Genomic DNA, 24902 nt, shown 5'->3' on the forward strand with positions numbered 1-24902 from the left:
TGGGCGAGGAAGTCCTGCAGGGCGGTCAGGGTCTGGGTGAGTGCGGTGTCGGGCAGTTCGTCGCCGGTGACCGGGACCCGGAACACTCGCAGGTCTGTGGCGGCGACCGTCTCGCCGGGTGCCGTCTCCGACCACCCGATCCGGAACAGCGACTGCCCGCGACCCCCCGTCAGCTGCTCCTGCGTCACCGGCCGGGAGACCAGCGAGTCCACCGAGAGCACCGGCCGCCCCTCCTGGTCCGCGACCAGGATCGAGGTGACCTCCTCGCTGCCCTCGCGCCGCACCCGCACCCGCAGGGCGGCGGCGCCGGCGGCGTGCAGGGTGACCCCGGTCCAGGCGAACGGGAGCAGGGTGGCCCCCTCGTCCTCGTTCAGCAGGTCGGCGTGCATCGAGGCGTCCAGCAGCGCGGGGTGCAGGCCGTAGCTGGCCGCGTCGGTGGCGTCCGGCAGCGCGACCTCGGCGAAGACCTCGTCTCCGCGCCGCCAGGCCGCCCGCAGGCCCTGGAACTGCGGGCCGTAGTCGTAGCCGCGCTCGGCGATCCGCTGGTAGGCGCCGGCCAGGTCGAGCTCGGCGGCGCCCGGCGGCGGCCACTCGGCCAGGTCGCCGACGATCAGGGCGTCGGGCGCCGGGGCCAGGAAGCCCTGGGCGTGCAGCACCCACTCCTCCGAGCCCTCCGCCCGTGAGTGCACCGTGACCGCCCGGCGGTTGAGCTCGTCCGGCGCGGCGGCGAGCAGCTGCACGGCCACCGCCCCCTCGGCGGGCAGCACGAACGGCGCCGCGATGGTCAGCTCCTCCAGGCGCGGGCAGCCCACCTGGTCACCGGCCTTGATCGCCAGCTCCACCAGTGCGGTGCCCGGCAGCAGGACGGTGCCGCGGATCGCGTGGTCGGCCAGCCAGGGCAGTTCGGTGACGGACAGGCGCCCGGTGAGCACCAGGTCGCCGCTCTCCGGCAGGGTCACCTGCGCGGCCAGCAGCGGGTGGTCGGCGGGGCGCTGGCCCAGCCGGGAGGCGTCGGCGGACTGGGTGATCTGCGCCTCGGACCAGTACCGGTGGTGCTGGAAGGCGTAGGTCGGCAGCTCCACCCGGCGCGCCCCGCGCCCGGCGAAGAACGCGGCCCAGGTGGTGGCCACCCCGCGGGTCCAGGCGGCGCCGGCGGCGGCGACCAGCTCGCGCTGCTCGTCCCGCCCGGCCCGCAGCAGCGGCAGGAAGACGGCCGGCCGCTCCTCGGCCAGGCACTCCTGGCCGAGCGCGCTGAGCACGCCGTCCGGTCCCAGCTCCAGGAAGGTGGTCACGCCCCGCTCGGCCAGGAAACCGACGCTGTCGGCGAACCGGACCGCCGCGCGGACGTGGCGCACCCAGTACTCCGGGTCGGTGAGCGCGTCGGCCAGGGTCCCGGTGACGTCGGAGACGACCGGGATCACCGGCTGACGGTACGTCACCTGCTGCGCCACTGCGCGGAACTGCGCCAGCATCGGCTCCATCAGCGCGGAGTGGAAGGCGTGCGAGACGCGCAGCCGCTTGACCTTGCGGCCCTCGCCGCGCAGCCTCTCCTCGATCGCGGTGATCGCCGCCTCCGCCCCGGAGAGCACCACCGAGCGCGGCCCGTTGACCGCGGCGACGTCGACCCCCAGGTCGGCGACCTCGGCCTCGGTGGCCTGCACCGCGAGCATCGCGCCGCCGGCCGGCAGCGCCTGCATCAGCGCGCCGCGCGCCGCCACCAGGGCCGCCGCGTCCGGCAGCGAGAGGACGCCGGCGGCGTGCGCGGCGGCCAGCTCGCCGATCGAGTGCCCGGCCAGGTAGTCGGGCCGCACGCCCCAGGACTCCAGCAGCCGGAAGAGCGCCGTCTCCAGCGCGAAGAGCCCGGTCTGGGTGTACAGGGTGCGCTCCAGCAGCTCGGCGTCCCCGCCCCAGACCACCTCCTTCAGCGGCCGGTCCAGGAACCGGTCCAGCTCCGCGGCGGCCGCGTCGAAGGCGGCCGCGAAGACCGGGAAGGCGGCGTGCAGTTCGCGGCCCATGCCGAGCCGCTGGGCGCCCTGGCCGGTGAACAGGAAGGCCAGCTTGCGGCCGTCGGCCCTGGCGGTCAGCTGCTCGTCGCCCTGCTCCAGCGCGGTCAGCGCGGCCAGCGCCGCCTCCCGGTCGGCGACCGCCACCGCGGCCCGGTGCTCGAACGGGGTGCGCCCGGTGGCCAGCGAGTGGGCGGTGTCCAGCACGGTCAGCCCCGGACGCTCCGTCAGCGCCGTGCGCAGCCGACCGGCCTGGGCCCGCAGCGCCTCGGGCGAGCGGGCCGAGAGCAGCAGCGGCACCGGGCCGGCCACCGGCCCGACCGCCTCCTCGGCGTCCGCCGGGGCGGCCGGCGGCTCCTCCAGGATCACGTGCGCGTTGGTGCCGCTCATCCCGAACGAGGAGACCCCGGCCCGGCGCGGCCGGTCCGCGGCCTGCCACGGCCGGTTCTCGGTCAGCAGGTCGACCGCGCCCGCCGTCCAGTCCACGTGCGGGGTCGGCTCGTTCAGGTGCACGGTGCCGGGCAGCACGCCGTGCCGCATGGCCATGATCATCTTGATGATGCCGGCCGCGCCCGCCGCCGCCTGGGTGTGGCCCAGGTTGGACTTGATCGAGCCGAGCAGCAGCGGCCGCCCGTCCGCCGGGCGCTGCCGGCCGTAGGTGGCCAGCAGCGCCTGCGCCTCGATCGGGTCGCCCAGCTTGGTGCCGGTGCCGTGGGCCTCGACCGCGTCCACGTCCGCCGGGGTCAGCCCGGCCGAGGCCAGGGCCTGCTTGATCACCCGCTGCTGGGCCGGACCGTTCGGGGTGGTCATGCCGCTGGAGGCGCCGTCCTGGTTGACCGCCGAGCCGCGGACCAGCGCCAGCACCGGGTGCCCGTTGCGGCGGGCGTCGGAGAGCTTCTCCAGCACCAGCACGCCGACGCCCTCGGAGCAGCCGGTGCCGTCGGCGGCGGCCGAGAAGGACTTGCACCGTCCGTCGGCCGCCAGACCCCGCTGGGTGGAGAAGTAGACGAACATGTCGGGCGTGGTCATCACGGTGACGCCGCCGGCCAGCGCCAGCGTGCAGTCGCCGGCCCGCAGCGCCTGCACCGCCCAGTGCAGGCCGACCAGCGAGGAGGAGCAGGCGGTGTCGACGGTGACCGCCGGGCCCTCCAGCCCCAGGGTGTAGGCGACCCGGCCGGAGACCAGGCTGCCGTCGCTGGTCCCGAACCCGTAGTCGTGGTACATCACGCCGGCGAAGACGCCGGTGCGGGTGCCGTTCAGCGAGCGCGGGTCCACCCCGGCGCTCTCGATCGCCTCCCAGGCGGTCTCCAGCAGCAGGCGCTGCTGCGGGTCCATGCCCAGCGCCTCGCGCGGCGAGATCCCGAAGAACTCCGCGTCGAAGTCGGCCGCGTCGTACAGGAACCCGCCCTCGCGGGCGATGCTCTTGCCGGGCGTGCCCGGGCGCGGGTCGTACAGGCCCGCCAGGTCCCAGCCGCGGTCGGCCGGGAACCCGGTCACCGCGTCGCCGCGGGCCTCGACCAGCTGCCAGAGCTCGTCGGGGGAGTCGATGCCGCCGGGGTAGTGGCAGGCCATGCCGACGATGGCGATCGGCTCACTGGCCGTTTCGGTGAGCTGCTGGTTCTGCTGACGCAGCCGCTCGTTGTCGAGCATCGAGGCGCGCAGTGCGGCCACGATCTGGTCGACCGAGGTCTCCATGGGAACGTTGCTGCCCTTCCGCTCAGTTGTTGTCGCTGCCGGCGAGCGCCGCGCGGACCAGGTCGCCGATGTCCATGCTGCTGATCGCCGCGGCGGCCGGGGCGGGCGCATCGGTGCCCCCCGCCAGCTCCAGCAGCCGGTCCAGCAGGCCGGCCTCGCGCAGGGCCGCCAGCGGGATCGCGTCGATCCGCCGGCGCAGCGCCGCGTCGTCGCCGGCCGCCGGCGCACCGGTCGGCGCGGCGGCAGCGGCGGCCGCCGGGGCCGCGGGCAGCTGCGGCTGCAGCTCCTCCAGCAGGAACCGGGCCAGCGCGCCGGGGTTGGGGTAGTCGAACATCAGGGTCGCGGGCAGCCGCATGCCGGTGGCGGTCTGCAGCCGGTTGCGCAGCTCGATCGCGGCCAGCGAGTCCAGACCCATCTCGGTGAAGCCGCGGCCCAGGTCGATCGCGTCCGGCTCGTCGTGGCGCACCGCCGCGACGTGGGTGCGGACCAGGTCCAGCAGGACCCGCTCGCGCTCGGCCGCGTCCAGCGGGGCCAGCCGCTGCTCCAGACCGCCCTGCTGGACCGGCTCGGCCGGCTTGGCGGCCGCGGCGGCGCGCGGCGCCCTGCGGGCCGGGGCGGCCTGGGCCACCTCGCGCAGCAGCGGGGAGGTCAGCGCGCCGGAGGCGACCAGCGCGGCCGGGTCCAGGCGCATCGGGACCAGCACCGGCAGCGCGAGCGAGACGGCCTCGTCGAAGAGCACCAGGCCCTCCGCCGAGGACATCGGCGGCAGGCCGAGGGCGGCCATCCGCTGCTCCTCCAGCTCCGCGTCCACCGCGCCGCCGCCCAGGCCGGTCTGGGTGGTCCAGAGGCCGAAGGCGAGGGTGGTGGCCGGCAGGCCGGCCCGCTGCCGGTGCTGCGCCAGTGCGTCGCAGAACCGGTTGGCGGCCGCGTAGTTGGCCTGTCCGGCGCCCATCACCAGGCCGGAGACCGAGGAGTAGAGCACGAAGGCCGACAGCGGCAGCTCCTTGGTCAGCTCGTGCAGGTTCCAGGCGCCGTCCACCTTGGGCCGCAGCACCGCCTCCAGCTGCTCGGCGGTCAGGCTGCCGAGCAGGGCGTTGTCCATCACGCCGGCCGCGTGCACCACGGCGCGCAGCGGGTGCGCGGCCGGCACGCTCGCCAGCAGCGCGGCCAGCGCCTCGCGGTCGGCCGCGTCGCAGGCCTCGATCCGCACCTCGGCGCCCAGCGCGCCCAGCTCCTCGGCCAGTTCGCGCGCCGCCGGGGCGGCCGCACCGCTGCGGCTGGTGAGCAGCAGGTGCCGCACCCCGTGCACGGTGACCAGGTGGCGGGCCAGCAGCGCGCCCAGCCCACTGGTGCCGCCGGTGAGCAGCACGGTCGACCCGCCGTCCCACGGCGCCGGGCGCTCCGCCTCGCTGGTCGGCACCCCGGCCAGTCGCGGCACCCGCAACTGGGCCCCGCGCACCGCCAGTTCCGGCTCGCCGAGGGCGGCGACTGCCGGGGTCAGCCGGCCGCCGTCCAGGTCGAGCAGCAGCAGCCGGTCCGGGTTCTCCTGCTGGGCCGAGCGGATCAGGCCCCAGACCGGTGCCTGGGTCAGGTCGACCGGCTCGTCCTCGATGCCGACCGCACGGTGGGTCACCAGCATCAGCTTGGAGTTGCCGAACTTCGGCTCGTCCAGCCAGTCCTGGGTGAGCGCCAGCACCTCGGCCAGGACGGCGCGGACACCGCCGGGGACGTCGTCGGCCGAGCCGGCCGGGACCTGGTACACCACCAGCTCCGGGGTCGGCTGCGCGGCGGCCAGCGCCGCCAGGTCGGCGTACCGCGGCACGTCCAACTCCAGGTCGCCCGCGCCCAGCTGGGCCCAGGCGCCGGCGGCCGCGTCCTGCGCCACGCCGGTCGTGGTGTGGGTCCAGCCGACCTGGTAGAGCGACTCGCGCTGCCGGGTGCCGGTGGAGGCCGCCGCGGCCGCCGCGACCCGGTCCGGGGTGACCGCCCGGACCACCAGCGACTCCACCGCCAGCACCGGGTTGCCCACCGTGTCGGAGAGCTCCAGGCGCACCGCGTCCGAGCCCACCTTGGCGTCCGAGGAGAACCAGTTGATCCGCACCCGCAGGCGCGGTGCGCCGCCCTTGAAGAGCCGCACCCCGGTCCAGGCGAACGGCAGCTGGGAGGCGCCGATGTCCTGCGGCTTGCGGCCGCCGAGGAAGTCGGTGGCGCTCAGCGCGGCGTCCAGCAGCGAGGGGTGCACCCGCATCTCGGCCGCCTGGTCGCCCGCGTCCTCGGGCAGCGCGACCTCGGCGAAGATCTCCTTGTCGCGCCGCCAGACCGCCTTCAGGCCGCGGAACATCGGGCCGTAGAAGTAGCCCTGGCTGGTCAGGTAGTCGTAGACGTCGCTGATGTCGACCACCTCGGCGCCGGCCGGCGGCCAGGCCCGGTAGCCCACGTCGAAGGTCTCCGGGGTCGGCGGCGCCTGGTCGGCGACCGCCAGCACGCCGGAGACGTGCCGGGTCCACGGCACGTGCGCGGGCGCGTCCTCCACCCGGGAGTGCACGCTGAACGAGCGGCGCCCGCCCTGGTCGGCCTCGCCCACCACGACCTGGATCGCGGTGCCGCCGGTGGGCGGCAGCGGCATCAGGGCCTCGATGGTCAGCTCCTCGACCAGGTCGCAGCCGGCCTCCTCGGCCGCCCGCAGCGCCAGCTCCACGTAGCCGGTACCGGGCAGCAGCACGGTGCCCAGCACGTCGTGGTCGGCGATCCAGGGGTGGGTCTCGACGGAGAGCCGGCCGGTCAGCACCAGGCCGCCGTTCTCGGGGGAGACCAGCACGGCGCTCAGCAGCGGGTGCGAGGCCGCCACCTGGCCGATTCCGGTCACATCACTGGCAGTGGCGGGCATGTCGAGCCAGAACCTCCGCTTGTCGAATGCGTACGTCGGCAGGTCGACGCGACGCGGGGAACGACCGGCCAGCGGCGCGGTCCAGTCGGGGGTGAGCCCCGAGACGTGCAGCCGGGCCAGCGCGGTGAGCAGCGCCTCGCCCTCCGGGCGGTCCTTGCGCAGCGCCGGGACCACGGTGTCCACCTGCTCCAGCGAGGCCTGGGCCAGCGCGCTCAGCACGCCGTCCGGCCCGATCTCCAGGATCCGGGTGACCCCGTGCGCCTCCAGCGCCTTCACCCCGTCGGCGAACCGGACCGCCTCGCGGACGTGGCGCACCCAGTACTCGGGGTCGGTGAGGGAGTCGGCGAGCGTCCCGGTCACGTTGGAGACCACGGCCGGCTCGGGCCGGTGGTAGGTCAGGGTGCCCGCCACCGCGCGGAACTGGGCCAGCATCGGCTCCATCAGCGCGGAGTGGAAGGCGTGCGAGACGCGCAGCCGGCTGGTCTTGCGGCCCAGCTCGGCGAAGTGCGCCTCGGCGGCGGCGATCCGCTCCTCGGCACCGGAGAGCACCACCGACTGCGGTCCGTTGACCGCGGCGACGTCGACCCCCAGGTCGGCGACCTCGGCCTCGGTGGCCTGCACCGCGAGCATCGCGCCGCCGGCCGGCTGCGCCTGCATCAGCCGCCCGCGGGCGGCCACCAGGGTGCAGGCGTCGGCCAGCGAGAGCACCCCGGCCACGTGGGCCGCGGCGATCTCGCCGATCGAGTGGCCCATCAGCACGTCCGGCCGCAGGCCCAGCGACTCGACCAGGCGGAACAGCGCCACCTCGAAGGCGAACAGCGCGCTCTGGGTGAAGACGGTGCGGTTCAGCGCCTCGCCGTCCTCGGCCCACATCACCTCCTTCAGCGGGCGGTCCAGCAGCAGCGCGTCCAGCCGGGCGCAGATCTCGTCCAGCGCCTCGGCGAAGACCGGGTACGCGGCGTACAGCTCCCGTCCCATGCCCGGGCGCTGGGCGCCCTGGCCGGAGAAGAGGAAGGCGGTCAGGCCCTCGGCGGCGGCGGTGCCGGTGACGGCCCCGGGGTGCTCGGCGCCGTCGGCGACGGCGCGCAGCGCGGCCACCGCGCCGGCCCGGTCGGCGGCCAGCACCACGGCCCGGTGCGGCAGCGCGGCCCGGCTGGTGACCAGCGAGTGCGCGGTGTCGGCCAGCCGCTCGGTGCCGGCCGCCAGGTGCTCGGCCAGCGCGCGGGCCTGCTCGGGCAGCGCCTTGGCGGTCCGGGCCGAGACCGGCAGCGCCGTAAGCCCGTCGATGTCGGTGTCGGGCCCGGTCCCGGCGGCCGGTGCGGCCGGCGCCTGCTCCAGGATGACGTGCGCGTTGGTGCCGGACAGGCCGAACGAGGAGACCGCCGCCCGGCGCGGGCGGCCGAGCTCGGGCCAGGCCCGGTTCTCGGTGAGCAGCTTGACGTTGCCCTCGGTCCAGTCCACCTGCGGGCTGGGCCGGTCCACGTGCAGGGTCTTCGGCAGCACCCCGTGCCGGATCGCCATCACGGCCTTGATCACGCCGCTGACGCCGGCCGCGGCCTGGGCGTGCCCGATGTTGGACTTGATCGAGCCGAGCCACAGCGGCCGGTCGGCCGGCCGGTCCTGGCCGTAGGTGGCCAGCAGCGCCTGGGCCTCGATCGGGTCGCCGAGCCGGGTGCCGGTGCCGTGGCCCTCCACCAGGTCGACGTCGTCGGTGGTCAGACCGGCCACCGACAGGGCGCGCTGGATCACTCGCTGCTGGGACGGGCCGTTCGGCGCGGTCAGGCCGTTGGAGGCGCCGTCCTGGTTGATCGCGGAGGCCCGGACCACGGCCAGCACCGGGTGGCCGTTGGCCTCGGCGTCGGCCAGCCGCTCGACCAGCAGCAGGCCGATGCCCTCGGCCCAGCCGGTGCCGTCGGCGGCCCCGGCGAAGGCCTTGCAGCGGCCGTCGGAGGCCAGGCCGCGCTGCTGGGCGAAGTCCACGAAGATGTCCGGGGTGGGCATCACGGTGACGCCGCCGGCCAGCGCCATCGAGATCTCGCCGGAGCGCAGCGCCTGGCAGGCCATGTGCAGCGCGACCAGCGAGGAGGAGCAGGCGGTGTCGACGGTGACCGCCGGGCCCTCCAGGCCGAGCGCGTAGGCGACCCGGCCGGAGGCGATGGAGGCCGCGCTGCCGTTGCCGACGTAGCCGCTCAGCTCCTCGGGGATGCTGGGCAGCCGGCTGGCGTAGTCGTGGTACATCACGCCCGCGTAGACGCCGGTCTGGCTGCCGCGCATCGAGGTCGGGTCGATCCCGGCCCGCTCGAACGCCTCCCAGGAGCCCTGCAGCAGCAGGCGCTGCTGCGGGTCCATGGCCAGCGCCTCGCGCGGCATCACGCCGAAGAACTCGGCGTCGAACTCGGTGGCGTCGTAGAGGAAGCCGCCCTCGACGGCGTAGGTCTTGCCGGGCACGCCCGGCTCCGGGTCGAAGATGCCGTCCGGGTCCCAGCCGCGGTCGGTCGGGAAGCCGGCCACCGCGTCGCGGCCCTCGGCGACCAGCTGCCAGAGCTCCTCGGCGGAGCGGACCCCGCCCGGGAACCGGCAGCTGATGCCGATGATGGCGATCCGGTCGTCCTCGGCGGCGGCCACCGCGGCCGCGGCCGGGGCCGGCTGCGCCACCGGGGCCGGCGCCGAGCTGGCCAGCTTGCCGCCGAGGAAGTCCGCCACCGCCTTGGAGTTGGGGTAGTCGAAGACCAGGGTGGCGGGCAGCCGGACCCCGCTCGCGGCGGTCAGCAGGTTGCGCAGCTCGACCGCGGCGAGCGAGTCGAAGCCGAGCTCCTTGAACGCGCGGTCCGGGCCGATCGCGGCGGTGCCGGCGTGGCCGAGCACCTGGGCCACCTGGGTGCGCACCAGGTCGAGCAGCGCCCGCTCCCGCTCGACGGGGGTGCGGCCGGCCAACTGCTGGGCCAGGTCCGCGGCCCGGGGGGCGGCGGGGCCGGCCTGGGCCCGCCGGGCGGCGCCGCCGCCGGCCAGCGCGCGCAGCAGCGCCGGGACCTCGTCGGTGCGCTCGCGCAGCGCGGCCCGGTCCAGGCCGACCGGCACCAACCGGTCGTCGGCCCCGGCCAGCGCCTGGTCGAACAGCGCCAGGCCGTCGGCCACCGCCAGGGCGGGCAGGCCGAGCCGGGTCATCCGCTCCAGGTCCGCGTCGGCCAGCGGTCCGCCGAGCCCGGTGTCCACCGCCCACATGCCGAAGGCCAGCGCGGTGGCCGGCAGGCCGGTGGCGGTGCGGTGGGCGGCCAGTGCGTCCAGGAAGACGTTGGCGGCCGCGTAGTTGGCCTGTCCGGCGGCCAGCACCAGGCCGCCGGCGGAGGAGAAGAGCACGAAGGCGTCCAGGTGCTGGTGCTTCGTCAGCTCGTGCAGGTGCCAGGCCGCGTCCAGCTTGGGGCGCAGCACGGCGGCCAGCCGGTCGGCGTCGAGCGCGCCCACCAGGGCGTTGTCGGCGACCCCGGCGGCGTGCACCACGCCGCGGAGCGGGTGCGCCGGGTCGACCCGGTCCAGCAGCGCGACCACCTCGGTCCGCTCGGCCAGGTCCGCCGCCCGGACCGCGACGGTGGCGCCGGCCCGCTCCAACTCGGCCACCAGCTCGGCCACCCCGGGGGCGGCCGGGCCGCGCCGGCTGGTCAGCAGCAGGTGGCGCACGCCGTGCTCGGCGACCAGGTGACGGGCCACCAGGGCGCCCAGGCCGCCGGTGCCGCCGGTGACCAGGACGGTCCCGTCCGCGGTCCAGGCCGGTGCGGCGTCGCCGCGCCCGGCCTGCACCAGGCGGGGCAGCAGCACCCGGCCCTCGCGCAGCGCCAGCTCGCTCTCGCCCAGCTGGGCGGCGGCGGCCACCAGCGCCTCGGAGGCGGCGGTGCCGTCGGTGTCCAGCAGCAGGAAGCGGCCGGGGTTCTCCTGCTCGGCGGCGCGCACCAGGCCCCAGACCGGGGACTGGGCCAGTGCGCTGACCGCCTCGCCCGGACGGGCGGCCACCGCGCCCTCGGTCACCACCACCAGCCGGGCGGCGGCGTGCTGCTCGTCGGCCAGCCAGTCCTGCACCACCGCCAGCACCCGGGCGGCGATCGCGTGCCCGGCCGCGGGGACCTCGGCGGCGCTGGCCGGCACGGTGAACCGCAGCAGCGGTGCCGCGGCCGAGCCGAGCTCGGGCAGCGCGGGGGCCGGGGCCGGGGCGGGCAGCTCGGTCCACTCCACCTTCAGCAGGGTGCCGCTGCGCTCGTCGCGGGCCGCGTCCAGCTGGCGGGCCGAGACCGGGCGGGAGACCAGCGACTCCACGGTGGCCACCGGGCGCCCGGCCTGGTCGGCCACGTACAGCGCGGAGAGCTCGTCGCCGCGCAGCCGGCGCAGGTGCACCCGCAGCGCGGTGGCGCCGGCGGCGTGCAGGGTGACGCCGTTCCAGGAGAAGGGCAGCAGGGTGTCGCCCTCGGCCCGGCCCTCGGCGTCCAGCAGGTCGGCGTGCATGGCCGCGTCCAGCAGCGCCGGGTGCAGGCCGAACCGGGCCGCCTCGGCGTGCGCGCCCTCGGGCAGCGCGACCTCGGCGTACACGTCCTCGCCCCGGCGCCAGGCGGCGGTCAGGCCCTGGAAGGTGGGCCCGTAGCCGTAGCCGCGCTCGGTCAGGCGCTGGTAGACGCCCTCCACCCGGACCGGCGTGGCGCCGGCCGGCGGCCAGGCGGTCAGCTCGAAGGCCGGGGCCGCCGGGGCGGCGGTGAGCAGACCGGCGGCGTGCCGGGTCCACGGGGTGTCCGCCCCCTCCGGGCGGGAGTGCACGGCCACCGTGCGGGCGCCGGTGGCGTCGGCCGCGCCGACCACCACCTGCAGGGTGAGCGCGCCGCGCTCGGGCAGGATCAGCGGCGCCTCCAGGGTCAGTTCCTCGACCCGGCCGCAGCCGACCTGGTCGCCGGCCGCGACGGCCAGCTCGACGAACCCGGTGCCGGGCAGCAGGATCCGGCCCAGCACGTCGTGGTCGGCGATCCAGCGCTGCGCGGTGCGGGAGAGCCGGCCGGTGAGCACCACGCCGCCGGAGTCGGCCGCCACCACGGCGGCGCCGAGCAGCGGGTGGTCCACCGCGGTCAGGCCGGCCGCGCCGAGGTCGGCGGCGGTGGCGGGGGCGAAGTCCAGCCAGTAGCGGGAGCGCTGGAACGGGTAGGTGGGCAGGTCGAGCCGGCGGGCCGGCCGCGGACCGAAGAAGGCCGCCCAGTCGACCGCGGTGCCGCGGCTCCAGGCCTGGCCGAGGCCCAGCAGCAGGGCCTGCGGCTCGGACCGGTCGCGGCGCTGCAGCGCGGTGCAGCCGAGCCCGGCGTCGCCCTGGTCCAGCGCGCTGAGCGCGGCGTCCGGGCCGACCTCGATCAGCTCGGCCACCCCGCGCGAGCGCAGCCGGGCCACCGCGTCGGCGTAGCGCACGGTGGAACGCACGTGCCGCACCCAGTAGTCGGCGCTCGCCAGGTCCGCCCCGGCCGGCTCGCCGGTCACGGTGGAGACGATGCCCAGCTCCGGTGCCCGGTAGGAGATCCGCTCGGCGACCTGACGGAACTCGTCCAGCATCGGGTCCATCAGGGCCGAGTGGAAGGCGTGCGAGACGGCCAGCCGCTTGGTCCGCCGGTCGGCGAACTGCGCCGCGATCCGGTCGAGTTCGGCCTCCGGTCCGCTGAGCACCACCGCCCGCGGGCCGTTCACCGCGGCGAGGTCGACGCCGAGGCCGGTGACCTCCGCCTCGGTCGCCTCCACCGCGAGCATCCCGCCGCCGGCCGGCAGCGCCTGCATCAGCCGGCCGCGCGCGGTGACCAGGGCGGCCGCGTCGGCGAGCGAGAAGACGCCCGCGACGTGGGCCGCGGCGATCTCGCCGATCGAGTGGCCGACCAGCAGGTCGGCCTTGACGCCCCAGGACTGCAGCAGCCGGAACAGCGCCACCTCGAAGGCGAAGACGGCCGGCTGGGCGTACTCGGTCCGGTTCAGCAGCTCCGCGTCGTCCAGCGGCAGCGGCGTGCCGATCGCGGCCAGCACCTCGGCGAAGGCGGCGGCGAAGACCGGGTAGGTGGCGGCCAACTCGGCCCCCATGCCGACCCGCTGGGCCCCCTGGCCGGTGAAGGCGAAGGCGGTCTTGGCCGGTCGCACCGTGCCGCGGGCCAGGCCGGCCCGGCCGCCCTCGGCCAACAGCTCGAGCGCGGTGACCAGTTCGGCCGTCGTGCTGCCGTAGACGACCGCGCGCTCGCCGAGCGCGGCGCGCTCGGTGGCCAGCGCGTGGCCGGCCGTCGCGAGCTGATCGTCCGTCAGGTCGGCGGCGAACGCGGCCAGCCGGCCCGCCTGCGCGCGCAGCGCCGGGGCGCTCCTGGCGGAGAGCACCCAGGGCAGCGGTCCGGCCGGGGCGGCGGGCTCGGGGGCGGGCTGCTCGGCGGGCGCCTGCTCGATGATCACGTGCGCGTTGGTGCCGCTGATCCCGAACGAGGAGACGGCGGCGCGGCGCGGCCGGTCCACGGCCGGCCACTCCCGGGCCTCGGTCAGCAGCCGGACGGCGCCCTCGGCCCAGTCCACCTGCGGCGAGGGCTGCTCGGCGTGCAGCGTCCTGGGCAGCACGCCGTGCCGGATCGCCTGGACCATCTTGATGATGCCCGCGACACCGGCGGCGGCCTGGGTGTGGCCCATGTTGGACTTGATCGAGCCGAGCCAGAGCGGCTCGCTCCCGGCCCGGTCCTGGCCGTAGGTGGCCAGCAGCGCCTGGGCCTCGATCGGGTCGCCCAGCGTGGTCCCGGTGCCGTGGCCCTCGACCACGTCCACCTCGGCCGTGGTCAGGTTGCCGGAGGCCAGCGCCTGCTGGATCACCCGCTGCTGGGACGGGCCGTTGGGCGCGGTCAGGCCGTTGGAGGCGCCGTCGGAGTTGACCGCCGAGCCGCGCAGCAGGGCCAGCACCCGGTGCCCGTTGCGCCGGGCGTCGGAGAGCCGCTCCAGCAGCACCAGGCCGCAGCCCTCGCCCCAGCCGGTGCCGTCGGCGTCCGCGCCGAAGGACTTGCAGCGGCCGTCGGCGGCGAGCCCGCGCTGGCGGCTCATGTCGACGAAGGTGTCCGGGGTGGACATCACGGTGACGCCGCCGGCCAGCGCCAGCGAGCACTCGCCGGCCCGCAGCGCCTGCACCGCCCAGTGGGCGGCGACCAGCGAGGAGGAGCAGGCGGTGTCCACGGTGACGGCCGGACCCTCCAGGCCCAGCACGTAGGCGACCCGGCCGGAGACCACGCTCGCCAGCGAGCCGTTGCCGTGGTAGCCGGCCACCTCCTCGGGCAGCGGGCCCAGCCGCAGGCCCCAGTCGTGGTACATCACGCCCGCGAAGACGCCGGTGTCGCTGCCGCGCAGCGTGCCCGGGTCGATGCCGGCCCGCTCCAGCAGCTCCCAGGAGGTCTCCAGCAGCAGGCGCTGCTGCGGGTCCATCGCCTGCGCCTCGCGCGGGCTGATCTCGAAGAACTCCGGGTCGAACAGCGCCGCGTCGTGCAGGAAGCCGCCCTCGCGCGAGTAGCTCTTGCCGGGCTTGCCGAGCTCCGGGTCGTACAGGTCGTCCGGCCAGCCGCGGTCGGTGGGGAACGGGGTGACCACGTCGGCGCCGTCGGCGACCAGCTGCCACAGCTGCTCGGGGGAGGAGACCTCGCCCGGGTAGCGGCAGGCCATCGCGACGATCGCGATCGGCTCGTCCTGCTCGGCGGCCGCCGCCTCGGACGGCTGCGGCGCGGTGGCCGGCACGGGCGCGGCCTTGACGGTGGCGGCGAGCTTCTCGGCCAGGAAGCCGGCCAGCGCCGCCGGGTGCGGGTAGTCGAAGGTCAGGGTCGCGGGCAGCCGCAGGCCGGTGGCCGCGTTCAGCCGGTTGCGCAGTTCGACGGCGGCCAGCGAGTCGAAGCCGATGTCGCTGAACGCCCGGGTGGCCGCCAGCTCCTCGCCGGAGGCGAAGCCGAGCACCGCGGCGGTCTGGGCCCGGACCAGGTCGAGCAGCGCCTCGGTGCGGGACGCCTCGTCCAGCTCGGCCAGCCGCTGACCCAGCGTCAGCTCCACCGCCACGGCGCCGGTCGCCTCGGCGGCGGCGCGGCGCACGGTGGCGGCCGGGACCAGGCCGCGCAGCAGCGCGGGCAGCGCCGCGCCGCGCTCGCGCAGCGCCTGCCGGTCGACCCGGACCGGCACGGCGGTCGGCCGCCGGCCGACCAGCGCCTCGTCCAGCAGCCGCAGGTTCTCCTCGGCCGACAGCGGCTCCAGGCCGAGCCGGGCGATCCGCTGCAGCGCGGCGGCGTCCAGCCGGGCCCCCATGCCGCCGGCCCCGGTCCACAGGCCCCAGGCCAGCGCGGTGGCGGGCAGGCCGGCCGCGGCCCGGTGGGCGGCCAGTGCGTCCAGGAAGACGTTGGCGGCGGCGTAGTTGGCCTGGCCGGCGCCGTCCAGCACGGTGGCGGTGGAGGAGAAGAGCACGAAGGCGGTGAGCGGCTGGTCCCGGGTCAGCTCGTGCAGGTGCCAGGCCGCGTCCGCCTTGGGGCGCAGCACGGCGGCCAGCCGCTCGGGGGTCAGGTCGCCCAGCAGCGCGTCGTCCAGCACGCCGGCCGCGTGCACCACACCGGTCAGGGTGTGCCCGGCCAGTGCGGCCTCGACGGCGGCGCGGTCGGTGACGTCCAGGGCGAGCACGGTCGCCTCGGCGCCGGCCGCGGCCAGCTCGGCGACCAGTTCGGCCACCCCGGGGGTGTCGGCGCCGCGGCGCCCGGCCAGCAGCAGCCGGGGCACGCCGTGCACGGTGGCCAGGTGGCGGGCGACGGTGGCGCCCAGGCCCTGGGTGCCGCCGGTGACCAGCACGGTGCCCGCGTCCCGCCACGGGCCCGCCGCGCCGTCCTCGCTGCCGGCGGCGGTCAGCCGCGGCACCCGCAGCTCGCCGCCGCGCAGCGCCAGCTCCGGCTCGCCGGTGGCGACGGCGGCCGCCAGCGCGGCCTCCGACTCGGCGGAGCCGTCGGTGTCCAGCAGCACCAGGCGGCCCGGCTGCTCGGCCTGGGCGGCCCGGACCAGGCCCCACAGCGGCGCCTGGGCCAGACCCGGCAGTTCGCCCGGCCCGGCGGCGACCGCGCCGCTGGTGACCACCACCAGGCGGGCCCCGGCCAGGTGCTCGTCGGCCAGGAAGGCCTGCACGGTGGCCAGCACCTCGGCGGTGACGGCGTGCGCGTCGGCCACCGGGTCCTGGCCGGCGCCGGCGGGCGCGTTCCACCGCACCGCCGGCTCACCGGCCGGCTCGCCGACCAGGGAGGTCAGCTCGTCCAGGGTGGGCAGCGCGGGCTCGGCGGCCCGGGGCGCGGCCAGCGGGGTCCAGCGGACCTCGTAGAGCGAGTCGGTGCGGGCCGCGCGCAGCTGCTCGGCCGAGACCGGGCGGAGCAGGAAGGAGTCCACCGTGGCGACCGGGGCGCCGGTGGCGTCCGCCAGCTCCAGTGCGACCCGGTCCTGGCCGGTGGCGGTGATCCGCACCCGCACGGTGCCGGCGCCGGTGGCGTGCAGGGTGACGCCGGAGAAGGCGAAGGGCAGCCGGGTGGGCTGGTCCGGGGCGGGCGCGGCGGCGAAGTCGGTGGCGTGCAGCACCGCGTCCAGCAGGGCCGGGTGCAGGCCGAACTCGCCGGCCCGGCCGGCCACCGACTCGGGCAGCGCGACCTCGGCGAAGACCTCGGTGCCGCGCTGCCAGGCGGCCCGCAGGCCGTGGAAGGCGGGGCCGTAGCCGTAGCCCTGGTCGGCCATGGCGGCGTAGTGGTCCGTCAGGTCGAGGGCGGTGGCGCCGGCCGGCGGCCAGGCGGCCAGGTCCGGGAACGCCGCGGGCGCCTCGGCCCGCGGGGCCAGCAGGCCTTCGGCGTGCCGGGTCCACGGCTGCTCGGCGGGGGCGTCCTCGGGGCGCGCGTGCACCTGGACGGTGCGCCGCCCGGTGGCGTCGGCCGCGCCGACCACCACCTGCAGCGCCACGCCGCCGGTGGCGGGCAGCACCAGCGGTGCGGCCAGGGTGAGCTCCTCCAGCAGTGCGCAGCCGACCTGGTCGCCGGCCCGCACCGCGAGTTCGACGAAGGCGGTGCCGGGCAGCAGCGCGACGCCGGCCACCACGTGGTCGGCCAGCCACGGCTGGGCCTGCAGCGAGACCCGGCCGGTGAGCAGCACGCCGTCGGCGCCGGCCAGCGGGACCACCGCGCCCAGCAGCGGGTGCGCGGCGGCCACCTGGCCCAGGCCGGCCGGGTCGCCGGCGGTGGCGCGCGGCGGGCTGAGCCAGAACCGGCGGCGCTGGAAGGCGTAGGTGGGCAGCTCCACCCGGCGCGCGGGCGCACCGGCGAAGAACGCGGTCCAGTCGACCTCGGCGCCGCGGGCGTGCGCGAGGCCGAGCGCGGCCAGCAGCTCGCGCTGCTCGTCGCGGTCGCGGCGCAGCGCGGCGGCGAAGGCGGTGCCGTCCTGGTCCCCGGTCAGGCACTCCTGGCCCATGGCGCTGAGCACGGCGTCGGGGCCGAGCTCCAGGAAGGTGTCCACGCCGAGCTCGAACAGGGCGTGCAGGCCGTCGGCGAACCGGACCGCCCCGCGCACGTGGCGCACCCAGTACTCGGGGTCGGTGAGCTGCTCGGTGGTGGCCAGCGCCCCGCTGACGTTGGAGACCACCGGGATCCGCGGCGGGTGGTAGTCCAGGATCCGGGCGACCCGGCGGAACTCGTCCAGCATCGGCTCCATCAGGGCCGAGTGGAAGGCGTGCGAGACGTTCAGGCGCTTGGTCTTGCGGCCGCGGGCGGCGAGCGCCGAGGCCAGCGCCAGCACCGGCTGCTCCTCGCCGGAGACGACCACGGCGGCGGGGCCGTTGACGGCGGCGACCGACACGCCGTCGGCCAGGCCCTCGGACTCCAGCAGCTCGCGCACCTCGGCCTCGGCGGCCTGCACGGCGACCATGGCGCCGCCGGTCGGCAGCTGCTGCATCAGCCGGCCGCGGGCGGCGACCAGGGTGGCGGCGTCCTCCAGCGACAGCACGCCGGCCGCGTGCGCGGCGGACAGCTCGCCCAGCGAGTGGCCGGCCAGGTAGTCGGGGCGCACGCCCCAGGAGTCGAGCAGCGTGAAGAGCGCGGTCTCCACCGCGAACAGCGCGCACTGGGCGTAGCCGGTCAGGTGGAGCAGCTCGGCCTCGGGAGTGCCCTCGGCGGCGAACAGCACCTCCCAGAGCGAGCGGTCCAGCTGCAGGTCGAGGAAGCCGATCGCCTCCTCCAGCGCCTTGGCGAAGACCGGGTAGCGGCGGGCCAGCTGACGGCCCATCGCCAGGCGCTGGCTGCCCTGGCCGGTGAAGAGGAACGCCAGGCGGTGCGGGGCGGTGTCGGCGCGCAGCAGGCCGGGCGCGGGGTCGCCCGCGGCCAGTGCGGCCAGCTGGGCGCGGAACTCGGCCAGGTCGCCGGCCACCGCGACGGCGCGCTCGCCGAGCGCGGCGCGGGTGGTGGCCAGGGCCCGGGCGAGGTCGGTCAGCGCCGGCTCGTCGGCGCCGGAGAGCCGGTCCAACAGGCGGGCGGCCTGGGCGCGCAGCGCGGTCCCGTTGCGGGCCGAGAGCAGCAGCGGCAGCGCGCCGGGCTGCGGCTGCCCGGCCTCGGGCTCGTCGACGGCAGCGGCCGGCGGCTCCTCCAGGATCACGTGCGCGTTGGTGCCGCTGATGCCGAAGGCGGAGACGCCCGCGCGGCGCGGCTGCTCGCCGGCCGGCCAGGCGACCGGCTCGGTGAGCAGCCGGACGTGCCCGGCCGTCCAGTCCACGTTCGGCGTGGGCGCGTCCACGTGCAGGGTGCGCGGCAGCTCGCCGTACTGCATTGCCATGATCATCTTGATCATGCTGGCCACGCCGCCGGCGGCCTGGGTGTGGCCCAGGTTGGACTTGACCGAGCCGAGCCAGAGCGGCTTGTCCGCCGGGCGGCCCTGGCCGTAGGTGGCCAGGATCGCCTGGGCCTCGATCGGGTCGCCGAGCTTGGTGCCGGTGCCGTGCGCGTCGACCGCGTCGACCTGGTCGGCCGTCAGGCCGGAGACGGCGAGCGCCTGGCGGATCAGCCGGCGCTGCGAGGTGCCGCTCGGGGCGGTCAGGCCGTTGGAGGCGCCGTCCTGGTTGACGGCGGTGCCGCGCACGACGGCCAGCACCCGGTGGCCCTGGCGCCGGGCGTCGGAGAGGCGCTCGACCACCAGCAGGCCGACGCCCTCGGAGAAGCCGGTGCCGTCGGCGGCCGCCGCGAAGGCCTTGACCCGGCCGTCGGCGGCCAGGCCGCGCTGCCGGCTGAACGCGGTGAACATGCCGGGGCTGCCCATCACGGTGACGCCGCCGACCAGGGCCAGCGAGCACTCGCCGCGGCGCAGCGCCTGGGCGGCCAGGTGGAGCGAGACCACCGAGCCGGAGCAGGCGGTGTCGACGGTGACCGCCGGGCCCTCCAGGCCCAGCACGTAGGCGACCCGGCCGCTGGTGACGCTGGGCGCGTTGCCGGTCATCAGGTAGCCGTCCAGGCCCTCCGGGGCCTCGTGCACCCGGACGCCGTACTCGTGCACCTCGGCACCGACGAAGACGCCGGCCCGGCTGCCGCGCAGCGAGGCCGGGTCGATGCCGGCCCGCTCCAGCGCCTCCCAGGCGGTCTCCAGCACCAGGCGCTGCTGCGGGTCCATGGCCAGCGCCTCGCGCGGGGCGATGCCGAAGAAGTCCGCGTCGAACAGGGTGGCGGTGTCCAGGAAGCCGCCGCGGGCCACGTAGCTCTTGCCGGTGGCGGTCGGGTCCTGGTCGAACATGTGGTCCAGGTCCCAGTCGCGGTCGGCCGGGAACTCGCCGAGCACCTCGCGGCCCTCGGCCACCAGCTGCCACAGCTCCTCGGGGGAGGAGACCCCGCCCGGGAACCGGCAGCCGATGCCGACGACGGCGATCGGCTCGTCGTCCAGGTCGCCGGCGAAGACGGGGACCGCGTCCTCGTCGCCCTCGCCGAGCAGTTCGCCGCGCAGGTACTCGGCCAGCCGGCGCGGGCTCGGGTGGTCGAAGGCCACGGTCGGCGGCAGCGCAAGCCCGGTGGCCCGGTTCAGCCGGTTCTGCAGGTCCACCAGCGCCAGCGAATCCAAGCCCTGGTCCTTGAAGGCCACTTCGGCCCAGACCGTGGGGGCGGCGTCCGGCCGCACCTGGCGCAGCGCGGCCAGGGTGTGCTCCAGGACCAGGTCCAGCAGGACCCGGCTCTGCTCCTGTCCGGGCAACGGGGCGATCCGGTCCGTGAGACCGGATCGCTGCTGGGCCCCCTCATCCACGGCCGCGGCGGCCCGAGGGTCGGAAACGAGGCTTTCGGATTCGCTCATCTGCGCGCTCCACGCAATCCCTGTCATCAACGGACAGACGTCATTCAGCTCCGGTTATGCCAGGGCATCACGGAACTGACGGTCGGTTACACCCCTGCGCACCCCAGACCGACCGCCCGTCCCCCAGGGCGGGGGACGGGCGGCACCGGTCAACGGATGCTGTTCACCTGCTGCTCACGATCGCCCGCCGTTGCTCCGGGGGCAGGGCGTGCCGGCCGGGAAGCACCGTGCACTCCTCGTCGAACTTGCGCCGCACGTAGGACAGATCGGCCAGCAGGCCACTGGAGGTGACCTTCCTGGCGCCGGTCGGCCGGACCAGGTGGCGCAGCGGCAGCGCGCCCAGCTCGGCCCAGCAGAGCCGCCCCTGGTCGTCCAGGTAGGAGGAGGCCCGGCCCTGGTTGTCCGGGTGCAGGCAGTACGGCACGTCCAGCAGGCCGCGCCGGAAGGCCTGCAGCAGCGCCCGCCCGGGGTCCGGGTCCAGCTCCAGCACCGCCTCGACCAGGGCGCGCGCCTCCAGGTAGGTCTGGGAGTCGCCGCCGGGCGGGACCGGGGTGCCGGTGCCCACCAGGTCGGCCGCCTCCGCGGCGTACTCCAGGGCCGCCACGTTCTCGGCCACGGTGGGGATCCGGGCGGACTCCGCCACGGTCTTGACGATCACCCGTTCCGAGCCGGTCCGGGCCGCCAACTCCGCCGCCAGGCCCAGCAGTCGGTAGCTTCCGGTGACGGTGGTCGGGTACACGCCCATGTAGGCGTAGACCACCACGTGCCAGTTCTCGGTGGGCAGCAGCTCCGCGCAGAGCCGGCGCAGCGCCCAGACCGCCTCCACGTCCTGCTCGTGGTTGGTCTGCTGGGCGTAGCTGACCGACAGGCTGCGCACCCCGTGGTGGTGGAAGAAGAGCGCCTCCAGCACGCTGAGCGCCACCAGTTGGCTGGGCGGGCACATCTGACCCATCATGCAGCCGCCGAAGGTCTCCAGGTGCGGCTCCACGCCCTGCTCGCGCAGCGCGGCGTAACGCCGCACCGACTCCTCCCAGTTGCGGACCGACTCGGCCAGCGGGGTGCGCCCGTACGGCAGGCAGTAGGAGACCGGGCCGCCCTCGGTGGCGTTCAGCCGCAGCCGGATCAGCGCCGCGAAGATCGCCTGCGGCACCGCCGAGCCGTGCCGCACCTGGACCGGGAAGTCCCGGCCGCGCAGGCCCGCCAGCACCTCGGCGGTCTGCCGCTCCGGGTAGCTGACGATCGGGTAGCCGTTGAGCGCGATGCCCTGCCGCAGGGCGTCGGTCACCGCCGCCAGGTTGCCCACCCGGGTGTAGCTGTCCAGGGTGATGGTGCCCACGGTGGCGGCCGCGGCCTGCTTGGTGGCGGCCAGGCCCGAGCGCATCACGGCGGGGTCGCTCATGCCCATCCGCGGCTGCATCACCGGGGTGCCGGCCGCGCCGCGCTCGCGCACGAAGGCGCCGAAGTCCACCGGCGCGAAGGCGGCGGGCTCGCCCTCGGCCGTCCTGGTGAGGGTCATACCGGCAGTCCCGGGCGTCCGGCGAGCCGGCTCGCGCCGGTCGCGGTGTCGATGAACCGCTGGAAGTCGGCCAGGCCGGTGGCACCGTCCTGGAAGACCGCGTCGAAGCCGGCCGCGAGCAACTCGCCGATCCGGTCCTCGTCCTGTTCGCCGCCGATGCCGAGCTTGCCGCCGATCACCAGCGGGGTGGCCGCCAGGTCGCGGCAGTCGCGCAGCCTGCCGGCCACCCGCAGCCCGTCCTGGAAGCCGTGGCCGTTGACGCTGCTCAGCACGATCAGCGCGGGCGCCAGCTCCCGGCACTCCTCGACCAGCAGTTCGTCCGGTACCGTCGGGCCCAGGTTGACCACCTGGTACCCGAGTTCCTCGATCAGCAGTTGCAGGAAGACCAGGTTCCAGGTGTGCGCGTCGGAGGCGACCCCGGAGACCACCACGGTCGGGCGGCGGTCGGCCACCAGGGCCGCACCGCCGTGCATCGGTTCGATCACTGTTGAGTCCCTTCGTAGGAACGGACGTGCTCGATCCGGGAGGCCGAGACCACCTCGCCGCCGCGCACCACCACCTCCACGGGGGCGGGGCGGCCCAGGAACATCAGCAGGCTGGCGGTCGGCCCGTAGGCGCCGGCGTTGGGGATCACCACCAGGTCGCCGGAGGCCAGCGGCGGAAGGGCGATCTCCCGGCCCAGGACGTCGCCGGGGGTGCACAGCGGGCCGACCAGGCTGGCCGACTCGGTCGCGCCGTCCACCTCCAGCTGCACCGCCACCGGCAGCAGCCGGCCCAGGCCCGACATCCCGCCGAAGGTGTTGATCCCGGCGTCCAGGATGACGAACTTGCGACCGCGGCTGACCTTGACGTTGCTCACCCCGGCCAGCAGCGTGCCGCTGGCCCCGATCAGGAACCGGCCGGACTCGCAGGCGAGTTGCGGGCCCTCGGTGCGCCAGTTCGGGAAGTGCAGGTCGAGCGCGCCGGCCAGTTCCTCGCGCAGCTTGGGGTAGTGGCCGCGGGGGCCCGGCACCGCGTACGGCACGGTGAAGCCGCCGCCGATGTCCAGGAAGCGCAGCGGCAGCTCCAGGTCGCGGGAGAGCTGGGCGGCCAGCGCGATGGTGTGCTGGAACTCGCCGATCAGCGACTCCTCGTCGCGGGCGTTGCTGAGCGGGAAGAAGTGGAAGCCGACCAGCTCCACGCCCTCGACCGCGCGCAGTTCGGCCATCACCGACGGCAGCACCTCGCTGTCGAAGCCGAACTGCGAGGGGGTGCCGGTCATCCGGATGCTGGTGGTGGCGCTGGCCGAGACGCTGTTCACCCGCAGCAGCACCTGCGCCGTGGTGCCCGACTCGCGGGCCGCGGCGCCGACGTGCTGCACGTCGGTGACCGAGTCGGTGGAGAAGAGCCGCACCCCGGCGCCGATCGCCTCGCGCAGCTCGCCCGGGGTCTTGCCCGGGCCGGTGTAGAGCACGTCCGCGCCCTCGAAGCCGGCGGCCAGCGCCGCGGCCAGCTCGCCGGTGGAGCTGATCTCGGGCCGGCAGGAGCGCCCCTCGCCCTCGCGCAGGGCCCGCACCAGGTCCGGGTGCGGGTTGGCCTTGAGCGCGTAGAAGAGCTCGAACTCCTCCGGCAGCGCGGCGAACAGCTCCTGACGGGCGGCCACCACCTCGTCCAGGTCGTAGACGTAGGCCGGGGTGCCGTAGCGGGCGGCGACGGCGTCGAAGTCGATCTGCTGGGTCATCGGGGGCTCCCGTCGAGCATGGCGGCGAGCACGTCGCGCGCGTTCTTGCCGTGCAGGGTCAGCGGCAGGGTCTCCACCACGCGGCAGATGGAGGGCACCTTGAGCGGCTCCAGGCGCTGCGCCAGCTCCTTGAGGATCACGTGCGGGCCGAGCTCGGTCTCCACGAAGATCGCCAGGTCGCGCTCGGCGGCCGGCGGCAGCACCGCGGCGGTGCGCACTCCCGGGATGTCCATCGCGGCGGCCTCGATCTCCAGCGTGCTCATCCGGATGCCCTTGCGCTTGAACATGTCGTCCCGGCGGCCCTCGAAGTAGAGGTAGCCGTCCGCGTCGAGGCTGCCGTAGTCGCCGGTGTGCAGCCGCAGCCGGCCGGTCGCCGGGTCGGTGCGGAACGCCTTGGCGGTCTGCTCGGGGGAGCGCCAGTAGCCGGGCATCACGTGCGGGCCGTCGGCCACGATCTCGCCGACCTCGCCGGCCGGGAGCTCGTTGCCGTCCGGGTCCAGGATCAGCACCCGGGTGCCGGGCAGCGGCAGGCCGACCGCGTCGGGCCGCTCCCGGTCCTGCTCGGGCGGCATCACGGAGATCCGCTTGCACTCGGTCTGGCCGAACTGCCGGACCACCCGGACGCCCGGGAACGCCTCGCGCAGCGCGGCGATGGTGGCCGCGGGCAGTGCGGCACCGGTGTTGGTGATCAGGCGCACCGGCGGGGCCGGCTCCGTGTCGCGGGCGGCCAGGGTGGCGATCATCCCGGCCAGCGAGGGGACGATCGGCAGCACGGTGGCGCCGGTCTCGCGCATCCGGCGCAGCAGCACCAGGTCGGACTCGTCGCCCGCCAGCACGATCTCGGAGCGGCCCAGGGTGGCCAGCAGCACCTTGTACAGGCCGTAGTCCCAGGAGAGCGGGAAGCGGCAGAACACCACGTCGTCGGCCCGGTAGCCGAGCACCTGCTGGATCGCCCGGGCGGCGAAGGCCACCTGGGCGTGCGGCAGCATCACGGCCTTCGGCGCGGCGGTGCTGCCGGAGGTGTAGATCAGCGCGGCCAGGTCGGTCGGGCGCGGTGCCCGCTCCTCGAACGGACGCCCCGTCAGGGCCAGCACGGCCGGCCACAGTTCGGCGGCCTCGTGGACCGGTGCCCCGGCCCGCGCCCGCAGCACCTCGACCTGCTTGCCGGTGCCGATGACGAGCGCCGGCTCGGCGTTGGCCAGCACCGACTTGAGGTGGAACTCCTTCATCGCCGGGTTGAGCGGCACGAAGACCGCGCCGGCCCGGCAGGCGCCGAAGAACATCGCCGCCAGCTCGCGCCTGCTCGGCAGCTGCACCACCACCCGGTCCCCCGGCAGCACCCCCTGCTCGCGCAGCCAGTGCGCGAAGGCGTGGCTCACCTCGCCCATCCGCGCGTAGTCCCACACCCCGTCGGCGTCGCGCACCGCCGGTGCGGTCGCCGCCTCGGCCACGGCCTGGTCCAGCAGGGTGTGGACCAGTTCGCCGCTCCCCGGAAGCGATTCGGAATAATGGTCTGTCGTGTTCTCGTGGCTGTCCAACGCCGCTCTCCGTTGCTTCGCTCAAAGTGCCCGGAAATTGACCACAGAAAAGGTGGCCGGTGCTTCGGCGCAATTCCCCCGGCTCACCGAATACCGGGCCTGCTCCTTCACGGTAGTGAGCGCAAAAGGGGCGCCACACCCCTACCGGCGGGGTGTTCACCCCAGGGATCGTGACGGTGCGTGAGGAAACGCCGAGGCCCGGCCGGAATCC

6 protein-coding genes are annotated in these 24902 nt (G+C 76.0%); all 6 read right to left on the bottom strand.

Features of this window, described 5'->3' with window-relative positions; translation table 11 throughout:
* Positions 1 to 3809: type I polyketide synthase (locus ACFW1A_RS19930; RefSeq protein WP_380410425.1), on the bottom strand; the 3809-nt coding region annotated here is incomplete at its 3' end.
* Entirely contained in the window at positions 3721 to 19917 is a 16197-nt protein-coding gene (locus ACFW1A_RS19935) for an SDR family NAD(P)-dependent oxidoreductase (RefSeq protein ID WP_380410426.1), read from the bottom strand. The genes ACFW1A_RS19930 and ACFW1A_RS19935, both read right to left, overlap by 89 nt.
* 163 nt (positions 19918 to 20080) lie before the next feature.
* Positions 20081 to 21433 (bottom strand): methylaspartate mutase, encoded by a 1353-nt coding sequence (locus ACFW1A_RS19940; RefSeq protein ID WP_380410427.1) that lies wholly within the window; start codon positions 21431 to 21433, stop codon positions 20081 to 20083.
* Positions 21430 to 21906, bottom strand: coding sequence for a cobalamin B12-binding domain-containing protein (locus ACFW1A_RS19945; protein WP_380410429.1), 477 nt, complete (start codon positions 21904 to 21906; stop codon positions 21430 to 21432). The genes ACFW1A_RS19940 and ACFW1A_RS19945 overlap by 4 nt, the downstream gene beginning before the upstream one ends.
* Before the next feature lie 8 nt (positions 21907 to 21914).
* Positions 21915 to 23153, bottom strand: coding sequence for a type III PLP-dependent enzyme (locus ACFW1A_RS19950; protein ID WP_380410428.1), 1239 nt, complete (start codon positions 23151 to 23153; stop codon positions 21915 to 21917).
* Positions 23150 to 24619, bottom strand: a complete 1470-nt coding sequence (locus ACFW1A_RS19955; protein ID WP_380410430.1) for an AMP-binding protein — start codon at positions 24617 to 24619, stop codon at positions 23150 to 23152. The genes ACFW1A_RS19950 and ACFW1A_RS19955 overlap by 4 nt, the downstream gene beginning before the upstream one ends.
* Positions 24620 to 24902 lie beyond the last annotated feature (283 nt).

The organism is Kitasatospora sp. NPDC058965 (assembly GCF_042741245.1).
Lineage (GTDB): Bacteria > Actinomycetota > Actinomycetes > Streptomycetales > Streptomycetaceae > Kitasatospora.